Source organism: Planktothrix mougeotii LEGE 06226 (genome assembly GCF_015207485.1).
Lineage (GTDB): Bacteria > Cyanobacteriota > Cyanobacteriia > Cyanobacteriales > Microcoleaceae > Planktothrix.
Genome location: NZ_JADEWU010000001.1, coordinates 16,157 through 31,084, shown reverse-complemented (window position 1 = coordinate 31,084; position 14,928 = coordinate 16,157). Strand labels below are relative to the sequence as shown.

Here is a 14,928-nt window from a genome sequence, read left to right as displayed (position 1 = left end):
GGTTACTCAACCTAGAACCCTGAAGGGTTGGATGACCCAACCCCTACAATCAAAGATTAAAACCCCGTTTCCACCTGTTTAATTCAGGCGCTTGGCTTCAACGGTTTGAGGAAGTTTTAACGGTTCTTGAGAATTAGAAATTTCTAACTCCCAACCATTGGCTAAGGTTAAAATTTTCCCCGAAGATTCAACCCGTTCACCGACAACTTCCTCTTCTAAGTCTTTCTTAGCAACATAAACCATTAAATGCCCATTCGTATTGCGACGTAACATTACTTTCATGAAACTTCTTCAACCTCTTCTAATTCTTTTTTTTTGCAACCGACAATAAACCCTCTTTCTAAAAAATGCACAGCATAAATATAAGAGGTTTGTAGATAAGTTCCAATCCCAACGACATAACCAATTTCACCTTTTTTGGCAAGGGTTGCGCCGATATCCTGACCCGGAAAAGTACCATCATTCCGAATTAATTTACGAGTTCGGACTTTTTGGTTAATTTCAAAGACAGGGGGACAATTTAACTCCAGTTCATCTAACTGCATTAAGCACTCCTCCGTTCTGTTGCTAAATTCACTAATTCCTGTACAGTTAAATCCCGTTTCACTTGTACAGAAAAATTTCTAACCTGTTCTAAAATCCCTTGGGTTTCATCGGAATTAAGATGAATCCCCTGATTTTCTAGCACATCAAATAGTAGATGTCGTCCTGAATGTTTACCGATCGCTAACCGTCGTTCTCCGCCAACTTCTTGAGGTGCAAACGGTTCATAGGTAAAGGGATTTTTGAGAACCCCATGGGCATGAATTCCAGCTTCATGAGCAAAGGCATTTTTACCAACGATCGCTTTCCAAGGAGGAACAACACCGCCCGATGCTTTTTCAACAAATTGTGAGAGTTCTTGGAAATGGTGAGTATCAATTCCTAAGTCAAGATTATACACTTGTTTGAGTGCCATAACGACTTCTTCTAAGGCCGCATTACCGGCTCTTTCACCTAATCCATTTACAGTTGTATTCACAGAAGTTGCACCTGCCATAACCCCAGCGATCGCATTAGCGGTTGCCATCCCTAAATCATTATGGGTGTGCATTTCAACGGGAATTTCTAATAGTGAAACCAGTTCACCAACCTTTCTGTGAGTGCCAAAGGGATCTAAGATTCCAACGGTATCACAGAATCGAAATCGGGAAGCTCCTAATTCTTCTGAATAAAGGGCAACATCGAGGAGAAAATTTTCATCTGCCCGTGAAGAATCTTCCCCCCCAATAGATACATATAACCCTTGATCAACCGCAAAGCTAACGGTATCTCGAAGTTGAGCTAAAACTCGTCGCCATTGCCCTTGAAATTTTGCATCAATTTGAATGTTTGAAACCGGAATAGAAATATGAACCCGTTTCAAACCACAAGCAATCGATGCTTCAATATCACTTTTAACGGCACGGTTCCAGCCTAGAATTTGAGCATTTAAACCTAAGCCTAAAATCCGAGAGATCGCTTTTTGTTCTTCCTGCCCCATAGCCGGAATTCCGACTTCTAATTCTTGGACTCCTATCATATCCAAAAGCAAAGCGATCAGGATTTTTTCTTCTAGGGTAAAGGCAACACCCGCCGCTTGTTCACCATCTCGGAGTGTGGTGTCATTAATAATAACTTTATTCATAAGAATTCTGCTCCTCCGGGTGATTGAGATTTTAGATTTTAGACTTTAGATTTTAGATTTTACTGTGTGGCAAGGATTAAGCTTTGTGCTTAAAAAATCCTCACCCGATACTGACTTGAATTCGGTTACAATCTCGATTAAATGCGCGTCGGCTTTGGGGAAGATTTCGGCTTTTGAATGGGAAGCTCAAGATCATTCATGATTTTTGCAACCATCCGTTCATAGATGAACGCCCAAAACAGTAGATAAGCGGCTGAACAAGCAACACTAATCATGATCAATAGCTCCTTAATCGTGGAACAGGCATCTTGCCTGTGGTAGCAAACTGCTGAACTTGCTGTTCTAATTTCTCAATCCGCACTATAAGGGAACGAATGACAGCCGCTTCTGGGTCGGGTAAGCGTCCATGTTCCAAAGGGCTGTCTTTACCGGGTTTAGAAACAATTCGTCCAGGGACACCCACAACAGTACAGTCCGCCGGAACGTCTTGTAACACAATGGAACCTGCCCCAATGCGAACAGCATCCCCAATGTGAAGATTGCCTAAAATCTTTGCCCCTGCACCAACCACAACTTGATTGCCTAAAGTGGGGTGGCGTTTACCCGTTTGTTTCCCTGTCCCCCCCAAGGTTACGCCTTGGTAAATCAGGACGTTCTCTCCAATGATTGCGGTTTCACCAATCACAACCCCCAAACCATGATCAATAAAAGCTCCTTTACCAATGACCGCACCGGGATGAATTTCAATTCCAGTTAAAAATCGAGCAATATGAGAAATGAACCGGGGGAGAAAAGGAACTTGGTATTGATGCAAACGGTGGGCTAGGCGATACAAACACAGAGCGTGAAAACCCGGATAACAAAATAGGACTTCTAATCTGCTCTCGGCGGCGGGGTCACGTTCAAAAATAATTTGGAAATCAGCCAATAGGGTTGTTAACAGATTTTCAGAACCAGGTGTTTTTGCCATCAAGTTTGTTTCTGATTTTGGAACACGGGTTCCCTGGGTCTGCAAAGGAAGGAGTGGGAACGCTTTCTCAGGAGGTAAACGAGTTAAAAGTTGCAGCATTGGTGGAGGAGAGAGGGGAAGCAATACCATGTGTTTTCCTGCTTATAGCAGATGGTCTTTGCCATAATCAGCCCTAATCCCCAGGTTGAAATTACTATAATTTATTAAGTTTGTACTCAAGGGTTTTAAACCCAGTGAAATCAGGCTAAAAAAAATCTTTTGGGGATAGGGGGGCTAGTATTTTTCGGGTTAGGGGTGAGTATTTTTCTAGGGGGGCTTGAGTATTTTTTTGTACTCATTGAAAGCCTTTGTATAGTTAGGGTTCAGCTATTTTAGCTTGAGTAGTTTTACATTGATAAGCTCACACAATCAGAGCGATAAGAGATTAAGCAAATATAAAATTTTTGTTACGATAACTACCATTTGAAAAATCAAAGTGATAACTTAGATACAAAATTAATAGCCTTAAGAAATGTTGGGATAGTTATCCAACTATTTCAGCTGAATTGAGTAGTTTTTGAGTACAAACTTCTGACTCAAAAAAGGGGGGTGTAAATGTCCTCAAAGCTACTCCTAGATTGGGTTTGGGTGTGAGTAGAGAGAATTCCAGTCCCTAATGCCGTAAATACTCATCCCCCCCCTCAAAAATACTCGTACCCCATACCCAAAATATTTTTTCGATCCTGATATAGAGGGGCTTTGAAGCCTTGAGTAGAATTCTAATTATTTCAATAAATCTGAACTGGGGGAACAACTCAAACCCCTAAAACGGTGGCTGCTATAAATCCAATAACGTCAGGCACTTAAGTCCACGACTCAGAAGGCAACCTTAGCTTCTTGACCGATAAGTGTTCTTACGTCGATTAATCAGTTCGTTATTAGACTTACGGATTTCGATGTCACCTACTACAGAACTTCTCTCGAAACTAGAAGCGAAAGCGCAACCCGATGCCCTTCCCACATCCCAAAAGTCCGGCTCCTGTGGTTGCAGTTCATCTTCTTCTGAAACGACCGTAGACGAAACCATACAACAGCGCATCGCCAAGCATCCCTGCTATAGCGAAGAAGCACACCATCATTACGCTAGAATGCACGTTGCTGTTGCTCCAGCTTGCAATATTCAATGTAACTACTGCAACCGCAAATATGACTGTGCAAATGAAAGTCGCCCCGGTGTTGTCAGTGAACTGCTGACCCCTGAAGAAGCCGCCCATAAGGTGCTGGTAATTGCGGGAAAAATTCCCCAAATGACGGTTTTAGGCATTGCTGGCCCTGGCGATCCCTTGGCAAACCCGAAGCACACCTTCCGCACCTTTGAACTCATCGCCGAAAAAGCCCCGGATATTAAGCTGTGTCTGTCAACCAATGGCTTAATGTTGCCTGACTATATTGATCAAATTAAACAACTGAATATTGATCATGTAACCTTAACCATTAATATGGTTGACCCAGAAATTGGGGTTAAAATTTATCCTTGGATTCGTTATAATCGCAAACGCTATACAGGCATTGAAGCCGCTAAAATTCTGCACGAACGGCAGATGGAAAGCTTAGAAGCCTTAAAAGCAGCAGATATTCTCTGTAAAGTTAATTCTGTCATGATTCCGGGGATTAATGATCAACATCTCCCTGAAGTTAACCGAGTGATTCGGGAAAAAGGAGCCTTTCTCCATAATATTATGCCCCTGATTTCCGCACCCGAACATGGCACTTACTTTGGTTTAAATGGTCAACGGGGGCCAACTCCTAAAGAACTGAAGGCAGTTCAAGATCAATGTTCCGGCAATATGAAAATGATGCGCCATTGTCGCCAGTGCCGCGCTGATGCCGTCGGACTCTTAGGGGAAGACCGCAGCCAGGAATTTACCAAAGATAAATTCCTAGACATGGAACCCGAATATAACTTAGAAACACGGCAAGAAGTCCATGCAGCTATTGATCAAGTTCAAGCCGAACAAAGAACAGTCAAAACTGCAAAAGCTCAAAAGAAAGTTGCCAATTCTCCTAAAATTTTAGTTGCTATTGCCACCAAAGGCGGTGGGTTAGTGAATCAACACTTCGGTCATGCCAGAGAATTCATGATTTATGAAGTGGATGCCAACGAAGCTAAATTTGTCGGACACCGTAAAGTTGAACAATATTGTCATGGAGGCTATGGCGAGGAAGATTCTCTCGACAATATTTTAAAAATGTTAGAAGGTTGCACGGCGGTTCTGGTTTCTAAGATTGGTCACTGTCCTCAAGAACAATTGAAACAAGCCGGAATTGAAGCGGTAGAAGTCTACGATGTGATTGAAAAAGCCGTCACAGAATATTACCAAAAATGGTTTTCTCTGCAAGTTTGTAGCGATTCTATCTTAGCCAATCCGTAATTCCTTAACTTCCATCAGCCGCCCTTTATCGGAGTCGTCTCATGTCTGTTATTTATCTTGATAACAATGCCACCACCCAGGTAGATCCCTTAGTTGCTGAGGCAATGCTACCTTTCCTGACACAATATTATGGCAACCCGTCTTCAATGCACACCTTCGGCGGACAAGTGGGTAAAGCCATTAAACAAGCCAGAGAACAAGTTGCTGCTTTATTAGGAGCAGAACCCACAGAAATTATCTTTAATAGTTGTGGTACAGAAGGAAATAATACGGCAATTCGCACCGCCTTAGCCACAAATCCCAACAAAAAACATATTATTACGACTGAAGTTGAACACGCGGCGATTTTAAGTCAGTGTAGACAATTAGAAAGTCAAGGGTATCAAGTTACCTATCTTTCGGTTAATCGTCAAGGACAATTAGACTTAGATGAATTAGAGGCTAGTTTAACGGGTGGTACGGCAGTTGTTTCGATTATGTATGCAAATAACGAAACAGGCGTTGTTTTTCCCATTGAACAAATTGGGCAAATTGTTAAAGCTAAAGGGGCGATCTTTCATGTGGATGCGGTGCAAGCCGTTGGTAAAATTCCCCTAGATCTAAAAAATAGCACCATCGATTTACTCACCTTATCGGGTCATAAACTACACGCACCGAAAGGAATTGGGGTTTTGTATGTCCGAAAAGGGGTACGTTTCCGGCCGTTATTGTTAGGGGGACACCAAGAACGGGGACGACGGGGAGGTACGGAAAATGTACCTGGAATTATTGCCCTCGGTAAAGCCAGCGAATTAGCTTTAGTTCATTTGGCAGATGTGAAGAAAGAACAGCAATTGCGCGATCGCTTAGAACAAGGTTTACTCGCAAAAATTCCCAATTGTGAAGTCAACGGTCATCCCATTCAACGCTTACCTAATACCAGTAATATCGGGTTTAAATATATTGAAGGGGAAGCCATTTTACTCTCCCTCAATCAATACGGAATCTGCGCTTCTTCGGGTTCTGCTTGCACCTCTGGTTCTTTGGAACCCTCCCATGTTTTAAGAGCATTAGGTTTACCGTATTCTGTCTTACATGGTTCGATTCGCTTCTCTCTGTCTCGATATACAACAGATGAAGAAATTGACACCGTATTAAAGGTAATGCCGGAAATTGTAGAACGGTTAAGGGCATTATCTCCCTTCAAGAGTGACGAAGAAGCATGGTTAAAAGAACAAGAAAAAGCAATTGCCACTACCAAAAGTTAAAGATAGCCAACTGTCAACTGTCAACTGATAACTGATAACTGATAACTGAAATTATTATGTGGGACTATACAGAAAAAGTCATGGATCTCTTCTATAATCCCCAACATCAGGGAACCATAGAAGATTGCAACGAACCTGGATTAAAAATTGTCACTGGAGAAGTTGGAAGTATTGCTTGTGGAGATGCCCTCAGACTTCATCTCAAAATTGATGAACAGACCGATAAAATTTTAGACGCTCGGTTTCAAACCTTTGGTTGTGCTAGTGCGATCGCTTCTTCTTCCGCCTTAACTGAAATTATTATTGGCATGACCGTTGATCAAGCGTTAAACCTCACAAACCGTGAAATTGCTGAATATCTCGGCGGTTTACCCGAAGAAAAAATGCACTGTTCGGTCATGGGACAAGAAGCCTTAGAAGCGGCGATTTTCTCCTACAAAGGCATCCCTCTGGCTAACCATGAAGAAGATGAAAGTGCTATGGTGTGCCGCTGTTTCGGAATCAGCGAAACCCGGATTAAAAAGGTGATTCATGAAAACAAACTCACCGACGCCGAACAGGTGACAAATTACATTAAAGCCGGGGGCGGGTGTACCTCTTGTCTAGCCGACATTGATGATTTAATTGCTGCGGTTTGGCAAAACCCTGAGTTTGAAGCTCCAGTTACCCCAGAAACCAGCTTTCAACCCCTGACGAATTTACAAAAAATCACCTTAATTCAACAGGTAATTGATAGCGAAATTAAACCTTTCCTCGCCTTGGATGGCGGTGATGTCGCCCTATACGACGTTGAGGGAGACAAAGTAAAAGTCATTCTGCAAGGCGCTTGTGGTTCCTGTTCCAGCAGTTTAGTCACCTTAAAAGTTGCCATTGAAGGCAAATTGCGAGAACGGGTACTCCCCACCTTAATTGTTGAAGCCGTTAACCCTTATTAAGTCTAAAAATCATGAGTTATCCATCGAAAGGGCGATCGCCGCCGGGTGACGTTCCTTACCTCCAAAACAAAATCCATATCAGGGAACAGCCAACTGTCAACTGATAACTGATAACTGATAACTGATAACTGATAACCTACAGAGAGACTATCATGAGCGACAAAATCAGACAAATCGCATTCTACGGTAAAGGCGGTATCGGTAAATCCACCACCTCCCAAAACACGATCGCAGCGTTAGCAGAAATGAAAAAACGCATCATGATCGTGGGTTGTGACCCCAAAGCAGACTCCACCCGCTTAATGCTGCACAGCAAAGCCCAAACCACAATTCTGCATCTAGCAGCCGAACGCGGTGCGGTTGAAGACCTGGAACTGGATGAAGTGTTGTTAACTGGATGGGGTGGTGTCCGTTGCGTGGAATCCGGTGGCCCAGAACCTGGTGTGGGTTGCGCTGGACGGGGAATTATTACCGCCATTAACTTCCTTGAAGAAAATGGTGCCTATGAAGATTTAGATTATGTCAGCTATGACGTATTAGGGGACGTTGTATGCGGTGGTTTCGCCATGCCCATTCGGGAAGGCAAAGCCCAAGAAATTTACATTGTTACCTCCGGTGAAATGATGGCAATGTATGCCGCCAATAACATTTCTCGCGGGATTCTCAAATACGCTCACTCCGGTGGAGTCCGCCTCGGTGGTTTAATCTGCAACAGCCGTAAAGTTGATAAAGAAATCGAACTGATTGAAGCTTTAGCGGAAAAACTCGGCACCCAAATGATCCACTTTGTTCCTCGCGATAATGTGGTGCAACACGCTGAACTGCGCCGGATGACGGTGATCGAATATAGCTCTGATCACCCTCAAGCCGATGAATACCGGGCTTTAGCGAAGAAAATTGACGAAAATACCAAACTCACCATTCCTACTCCCTTATCAATGGATGAGTTAGAAGAATTACTGGTCGAGTTTGGTATTCTGGGCGACGACAAAGAATACGAGCATCTCGTTGGCAAAACAGCCAAAGAAGTTGCAGCCGTCTAACAGCAAGCAACAGGAAACAGGAAACAGGAAACTTTGGATTAGCCGTCTTCTATCTCCCTCCTATTTTCTCCTGTTTCCTACCTCCTAACAGCAATTTATTCTCTACTCTCTAATACTGAAATCCTATGACACCTCCAGAAACAATTACCTATCCAGCCACAACTGAAGCCACAACTGAGACAACGGTTGATGTAGAGACGGGCCATGGCACGTCTGTACCAGTTGATACAAAAGCACTGATTCAAGAAGTCCTAGATTCCTATCCCGAAAAAAGCCGTAAAAAACGGGAAAAACACCTCAATGTCTATGAAGAAGGTAAATCGGATTGTGGTGTGAAGTCCAATATTAAATCTCTTCCCGGTGTGATGACCACTAGAGGCTGCGCCTACGCCGGATCAAAAGGGGTAGTCTGGGGGCCGATCAAAGACATGATCCACATTAGTCATGGCCCCGTTGGTTGCGGTTATTACTCTTGGTCAGGTCGTCGTAACTACTACATCGGGACAACGGGGATCGACACCTTTGGCACGATGCAATTCACCTCAGATTTCCAAGAACGGGATATCGTTTTCGGGGGTGACAAAAAACTTTCTAAGTTGATTGATGAACTCGAAGAACTGTTTCCTTTAAATCGGGGGATTAGTATTCAATCTGAATGCCCCATCGGGTTAATTGGGGATGATATTGAAGCCGTCGCCCGTACAAAATCGAAACAAACAGGTAAAACCGTTGTTCCGGTACGGTGCGAAGGATTCCGGGGTGTATCTCAATCTCTGGGACACCATATCGCCAATGATACCATCCGTGATTGGGTATTCCCGAAAGCCGATAAAGCCAAAAAAGAAGGAACCATCAGTTTTGAACCTGGCCCTTATGATGTGGCAATTATTGGGGACTATAACATCGGGGGTGATGCCTGGTCGAGCCGGATTTTATTAGAAGAAATTGGCTTGCGGGTTGTGGCTCAGTGGTCTGGAGATGGCACACTGCAAGAAATGATGCTCACCCCTCAAGTGAAGCTGAATCTAATTCACTGCTATCGGTCAATGAACTATATCAGCCGTCACATGGAGGAAGCTTACGGAATCCCCTGGTTAGAATATAACTTCTTTGGCCCTACGGAAATTGCTGCCTCCTTACGAGCCATTGCCGCTAAATTTGACGAAACTATCCAAGCGAAAGCGGAAGAAGTCATTGCCCGTTATCAAGCCCAAGCGGATGCCATTATTGAGAAATTCGGCCCCCGTCTGCAAGGGAAGAAAGTGGCTCTGATGGTCGGAGGCTTACGTCCTCGCCACGTTGTTCCTGCCTTCAAAGATCTGGGGATGGAAATCATCTCTACGGGTTATGAGTTTGGTCATAATGACGACTACAAACGCACCACCCACTATGTCGAAGGTGGCACACTGATCTATGACGACGTAACGGGTTATGAATTTGAGGAATTTGTCAAAGCCTTAAAACCTGACCTCGTAGCCTCTGGAATTAAAGAAAAATATGTCTTCCAGAAAATGGCACTGCCTTTCCGCCAAATGCACTCCTGGGATTACTCCGGCCCCTATCACGGTTATGACGGTTTCGCCATCTTCGCCCGTGACATGGACTTAGCTCTCAATAGCCCCACCTGGGATTTAGTCAAAGCGCCTTGGAAGAAATAAAAGTGGAACAGGCATCTTGCCTGTCGCTACATAAGTTAATAGAAATAACAGGCGAAATAACAGGCGAGACGCCTGTTCCACCACCTCAACAATTAGTGGAGAAAGACAATGGCTCAGAATGTAGAGAATATTAAAGATCACGCAACCCTGTTCCAAGAACAAGAATATCAGGAACTTTTCACCAATAAGAAAGAATTTGAAGGCGGACACGACCCGGATGAGGTTGCCCGGATTGCGGAATGGACAAAAAGTTGGGAATATCGGGATAAAAACTTTGCCCGTGAAGCCTTAACCGTTAACCCCGCGAAAGCTTGTCAACCGTTAGGCGCGATTTTAGCCGCCGTAGGTTTTGAGTCTACCCTGCCCTTTGTTCATGGTTCTCAAGGGTGTGTGGCTTACTTCCGCACCCACTTTACTCGCCACTTTAAAGAACCTTTCTCGGCGGTTTCCTCCTCCATGACCGAAGATGCTGCGGTGTTTGGTGGACTCAACAACATGATTGATGGGTTGGCGAATGCCTACGCCCTATATAAACCTAAAATGATTGCCCTCTGTACGACTTGTATGGCCGAGGTAATTGGGGATGACTTAGGGGCGTTTATTTCCAACTCCAAGGAAGCGGGTTCTGTGCCTAAAGATTTCCCGGTTCCTTATGCCCATACTCCTAGCTTTGTCGGTTCCCATATCACGGGTTACGACAATATGATGAAGGGGATTCTGTCTAACTTAACCGCAGGTCAGAAGAAAGAAACCACCAATGGCAAAGTTAACTTAATCCCTGGTTTTGAAACCTATATTGGCAACCTGCGGGAAGTTAAACGGATGGCGTCTTTAATGGGGGCAAATTATACCCTGTTGGCGGATAATTCTGATTATCTCGACTCGCCCAATGATGGGGAATATCGGATGTATCAAGGGGGAACTAAGTTAGAGGATGCGGCTGATGCTATTAATGCAGAAGCAACGATCGCCTTACAAGCTTATTCTACCTCGAAAACACGGGATTATATTACTAAAGAATGGGGACAAAAAACCTCCGTTTCTCGTCCGATTGGCATTCGGGGAACCGATCAATTCTTGATGGCTTTATCTGAACTGACGGGTAATCCTATCCCCCAAGAATTGGAACTTGAACGGGGACGGGCAGTAGACGCAATTACGGATTCTCAATCTTGGATTCATGGTAAACGCATTGCCCTTTATGGTGATCCCGATTTAGTTTATGGTTTAGTCAGTTTCTTGTTAGAGTTAGGGGCTGAACCCGTACATATTGTGGTTAGCAACAGCAACCCAGAGTTTGAAGCTGAGTTAAAAGCTCTGTTAGATTCTAGTCCCTATGGTAAAGAAGCGACAATCTGGGGAGGGAAAGATTTATGGCATATGCGATCGCTCCTCTTCACCGAACCCGTTGATTTGTTGATTGGCAATTCCTACGGGAAATATCTATGGCGTGATACCAAAACTCCCTTCGTCCGCATTGGCTATCCGATCTTTGATCGTCACCACTTGCATCGGTATGCTACTTTTGGCTACCAAGGTACGATCAACCTCTTAAATTGGATTGTCAATACCCTCCTTGACGAACTCGATCGCAACACGATTATCCCTTCCAAAACTGATATCTCTTACGACTTGATTCGTTAAGGGTTAACCCTTGACGGGTGGGGGAACCTTTGATGGGTGGGGAAACCCCACCCCTACCCGTCAACCGTCAACAGACAACAGACAACGGTTCGGTGCTATGATTACTTTCTCCCTTCATAAAAAGCTGGATATCCTCTGGCCGTTGCGTCAATGGATAGATGGATTAGAAATTTGCGATCGCAACTTCGCCCACCTGATCTGTCAACTGATCCCCGGTCAATGCCCCTTTGAACGAAACATCACGTTATTACTCGGATGGACGCTACACATCCCTCCCCTGTGTAAGCTCAACCCTTTATACGATGAATTAGTTTCCCTGCGGTTCCGCGCCCTCACCTACCTCGCTGATGTTTGTGGCGAACAAGCCAGTTAAAGATTGAGGCAGGGAATCAATGAAACCTCTGCCTTTTGCAATCACAGACAACCGACAACACACCCCTGTCCTATGAAACTCACAAGCGCGAAAATTGCTGAATTGCTGGCGGAAAAGGCTTGCGAACACAATCACAAAAAAGATGGCGACAAGAAGAATAAAGCGTGTAAGCAACAAGCCCAACCCGGTGCCGCCCAAGGGGGTTGTGCCTTCGATGGTGCTAGTATTGCCCTGGTTCCGATTACCGATGTGGCTCATTTAGTACATGGCCCCATTGCCTGTGCTGGGAACGCCTGGGGCAGTCGTGGCAGTTTGTCCTCCGGTTCCAAGCTGTACAAAATTGGCTTTACCACTGATTTAAGTGAAAATGATGTCATTTTTGGGGGTGAGAAAAAGCTTTATAAAGCCATTTTGGAAGTTAAAAACCGTTATCAACCCGCAGCAGTTTTTGTTTATTCCACTTGTGTAACGGCCTTAATTGGCGATGACTTAGATGCGGTTTGTGAGGCGGCGAGTACAAAAGTTGGAATTCCTGTGATTCCGGTTCATTCTCCGGGTTTTGTGGGGAGTAAAAACTTAGGAAATCGGATTGGGGGAGAAACTTTATTAGAGTATGTTGTTGGTACAGCCGAACCCGATTATACGACACCCTACGATATTAATTTAATCGGGGAATACAATATTGCTGGGGAAATGTGGGGCGTTCTTCCCTTATTTGAAAAGTTAGGAATTCGGGTTCTGGCTAAAATTACAGGGGATAGTCGTTACCAAGAAATCTGTACCGCCCATCGAGCCAAACTCAACGTCATGATTTGTTCTAAGGCGTTGATTAATATGGCGAGAAAAATGGAAGAAAAATATGGGATTCCCTATTTGGAAGAATCCTTTTATGGCATTGATGACATGAATCGCTGTTTGCGAAACATTGCTCAAAAAATTGGGGACGCAGACTTACAAAATCGCACCGAACAATTAATTGCTGAGGAAACGGCCAAGTTAGATGAACAACTGGCGCCTTATCGCGCCCGTTTAAAAGGAAAACGAGTAGTTCTGTACACAGGAGGGGTTAAAAGTTGGTCGATTATTTCCGCCGCTAAAGATTTAGGAATGGAAGTTGTCGCCACCAGCACCAAGAAAAGTACGGAAGAAGATAAGGCAAAAATTAAAGATTTGCTCGGCAAAGATGGCATCATGTTGGAAAAAGGAAATGCGGCTGAATTACTGAAAGTAATTGACAAAACAAAAGCAGATATGTTAATTGCAGGCGGACGAAATCAATACACTGCTTTAAAAGCCAAAATTCCCTTTTTAGATATTAACCAAGAACGCCATCATCCCTATTCCGGTTATGTCGGAATGGTGGAAATGGCAAGGGAATTAGACGAAGCTTTATATAGCCCTATTTGGGAACAAATTCGTCAACCCGCCCCTTGGGAATCAGTTATCAGTTATCAGTTATCAGTTATCAGTGAGTAGTGGAGAGTTAGCAGTTAATCGTTTATAGTTCATCGTCAATGATTTTTAGCTCAAAACTATAAGCCATAAACTCTAGGCTAAAAACTCTTTACTAACAACTAACAACTAACAACCGATAACTAATAACTAATAGCTGATGACTGATGACTGATAACTGATGACTGATAACTGATAACTGATAACTGTATTATGGCTACTGTAATCTCCCCTAAAAAATCGGTTGCGGTTAATCCGCTTAAACAATCTCAACCTTTGGGTGCAGCGTTAGCATTTTTAGGTTTAAAAGGAACAATGCCTTTGTTGCATGGTTCCCAAGGTTGTACCGCCTTTGCTAAAGTTTTGCTGGTGCGACATTTCCGAGAAGCGATTCCGTTAAGTACAACGGCAATGACGGAAGTAAGTACAATTTTAGGCGGAGAAGAAAATATCGAAATTGCCATTTTAACGCTCTTAGAAAAGGCAAAACCAGACATTATTGGACTCTGTACAACCGGGTTAACAGAAACACGGGGGGATGATATGCAGGGCATCCTCAGAACCGTGAAACAAGAACATCCTGAATTAAAAGATTTTCCGATTGTTTTTGTTTCAACACCGGATTTTAAGGGGGCATTACAAGATGGTTATGCCGCTACAGTAGAAAGTATTGTTCGGGAAATTCCGGTAGCAGGAGAAACTCAAAAAAATCAAGTAACGCTATTAGTGAGTTCTGCTTTTACGCCCGGAGATGTTGAGGAAATTAAAGAAATTGTTACTGCTTTTGGATTAGATGTGATCGCTGTTCCTGACCTCTCCACATCTTTAGAGGGTCACTTATCAGATGGAGGCTATACCGCAACGACAACGGGGGGGACAACTTTAACGAATTTAAAGCGTATTGGTTCCTCGAATTTTACCCTGGCTTTGGGAGAAAGTATGCGGGGGGCGGCGGAGATTTTACATCAACGTTTTGGGACTGAATATCAGGTATTTCCTCGGCTTACGGGATTAAAAGCGGTTGATGAATTTTTAATGAAATTATCTCAGTTGAGTTCATCTCCGGTTCCTGAAAAATATTGTCGTCAACGTCGCCAATTACAGGATGCCATGTTAGACACTCACTTCTATTTTGGTCGGAAGCGAGTTTGTTTAGCCCTTGAACCGGATTTACTGTATTCAACGAGTGTTTTTTTACAGGAAATGGGGGCAGAAATTCAAGCGGCAATTACCACAACTCAATCCCCTTTACTTGACAAAATTCCCGTTGAATCTGTTATAATAGGTGACTTAGAAGACCTGGAAAATTTAGCGATCGCTTCTGATTTATTGATCTCTAATTCTAATGCGAAAGGCGTGAGTGAAAAACTACACATTCCCCTTTATCGGCTAGGAATTCCCATCTTTGATCGCTTAGGAAATGGTTACTTTTCAACCGTAGGTTATCGGGGAACTAAAGAATTTTTATTCAATTTAGGGAATCTGCTTCTGGAACAGGAAGAAAACCATCATCACTCGTAGGGTTTGAT

The 14,928-nt window shown here is 43.7% G+C and carries 14 protein-coding genes; 9 read left to right on the top strand and 5 right to left on the bottom strand.

Going from position 1 to position 14,928, the window contains the following annotated elements; translation table 11 throughout:
- Window positions 1-78: 78 nt before the first annotated feature.
- The 5 genes from nifT to cysE all read right to left on the bottom strand — a co-directional run bounded on the left by nifT (window position 79) and on the right by cysE (window position 2,609).
- Window positions 79-282 (bottom strand): putative nitrogen fixation protein NifT, encoded by a 204-nt coding sequence (gene nifT / locus IQ236_RS00175; RefSeq protein ID WP_193867414.1) that lies wholly within the window; start codon window positions 280-282, stop codon window positions 79-81.
- Window positions 279-545 (bottom strand): nitrogen fixation protein NifZ, encoded by a 267-nt coding sequence (locus IQ236_RS00170; protein ID WP_072721287.1) that lies wholly within the window; start codon window positions 543-545, stop codon window positions 279-281. The genes nifT and IQ236_RS00170 overlap by 4 nt, the downstream gene beginning before the upstream one ends.
- A complete protein-coding gene (nifV, locus tag IQ236_RS00165; RefSeq protein ID WP_193867413.1) occupies window positions 545-1,666 on the bottom strand; it encodes a homocitrate synthase in 1,122 nt (373 codons plus the stop codon). Before nifV ends, IQ236_RS00170 begins: the two co-directional genes overlap by 1 nt.
- Before the next feature lie 137 nt (window positions 1,667-1,803).
- Window positions 1,804-1,941, bottom strand: coding sequence for a hypothetical protein (locus IQ236_RS00160; RefSeq protein WP_190522524.1), 138 nt, complete (start codon window positions 1,939-1,941; stop codon window positions 1,804-1,806).
- A 2-nt stretch (window positions 1,942-1,943) separates the two neighbouring features.
- The gene (gene cysE / locus IQ236_RS00155; protein ID WP_228041357.1) at window positions 1,944-2,609 is read right to left on the bottom strand and encodes a serine O-acetyltransferase; all 666 of its coding nucleotides are present in this window, start codon (window positions 2,607-2,609) and stop codon (window positions 1,944-1,946) included.
- A gap of 962 nt (window positions 2,610-3,571) precedes the next feature.
- Here cysE and nifB point away from each other — a divergent pair.
- The 9 genes from nifB to nifN all read left to right on the top strand — a co-directional run bounded on the left by nifB (window position 3,572) and on the right by nifN (window position 14,920).
- Window positions 3,572-5,047: a nitrogenase cofactor biosynthesis protein NifB gene (gene nifB, locus IQ236_RS00150; protein WP_190522526.1), complete on the top strand. Its 1,476-nt coding sequence runs from the start codon at window positions 3,572-3,574 to the stop codon at window positions 5,045-5,047.
- 41 nt (window positions 5,048-5,088) lie between these two features.
- A complete protein-coding gene (gene nifS / locus IQ236_RS00145) occupies window positions 5,089-6,294 on the top strand; it encodes a cysteine desulfurase NifS (protein ID WP_193867412.1) in 1,206 nt (401 codons plus the stop codon).
- 56 nt (window positions 6,295-6,350) lie between these two features.
- Window positions 6,351-7,229 carry a Fe-S cluster assembly protein NifU gene (gene nifU / locus IQ236_RS00140; protein WP_193867411.1) on the top strand — a complete coding sequence of 293 codons (879 nt, stop codon included), beginning with the start codon at window positions 6,351-6,353 and terminating at the stop codon, window positions 7,227-7,229.
- A 164-nt stretch (window positions 7,230-7,393) separates the two neighbouring features.
- Complete coding sequence (gene nifH, locus IQ236_RS00135; protein ID WP_190522611.1) at window positions 7,394-8,272, top strand: nitrogenase iron protein; 879 nt, start codon at window positions 7,394-7,396, stop codon at window positions 8,270-8,272.
- A gap of 125 nt (window positions 8,273-8,397) precedes the next feature.
- A complete protein-coding gene (nifD, locus tag IQ236_RS00130) occupies window positions 8,398-9,930 on the top strand; it encodes a nitrogenase molybdenum-iron protein alpha chain (RefSeq protein ID WP_193867410.1) in 1,533 nt (510 codons plus the stop codon).
- 108 nt (window positions 9,931-10,038) lie between these two features.
- Complete coding sequence (gene nifK / locus IQ236_RS00125; RefSeq protein WP_193867409.1) at window positions 10,039-11,574, top strand: nitrogenase molybdenum-iron protein subunit beta; 1,536 nt, start codon at window positions 10,039-10,041, stop codon at window positions 11,572-11,574.
- Between the two features lie 97 nt (window positions 11,575-11,671).
- A complete protein-coding gene (locus tag IQ236_RS00120; protein WP_193867557.1) occupies window positions 11,672-11,947 on the top strand; it encodes a Mo-dependent nitrogenase C-terminal domain-containing protein in 276 nt (91 codons plus the stop codon).
- A gap of 72 nt (window positions 11,948-12,019) precedes the next feature.
- Window positions 12,020-13,423 (top strand): nitrogenase iron-molybdenum cofactor biosynthesis protein NifE, encoded by a 1,404-nt coding sequence (gene nifE / locus IQ236_RS00115; RefSeq protein ID WP_193867408.1) that lies wholly within the window; start codon window positions 12,020-12,022, stop codon window positions 13,421-13,423.
- A 189-nt stretch (window positions 13,424-13,612) separates the two neighbouring features.
- Complete coding sequence (gene nifN, locus IQ236_RS00110) at window positions 13,613-14,920, top strand: nitrogenase iron-molybdenum cofactor biosynthesis protein NifN (RefSeq protein WP_193867407.1); 1,308 nt, start codon at window positions 13,613-13,615, stop codon at window positions 14,918-14,920.
- The last annotated feature ends 8 nt before the right edge of the window (window positions 14,921-14,928 follow it).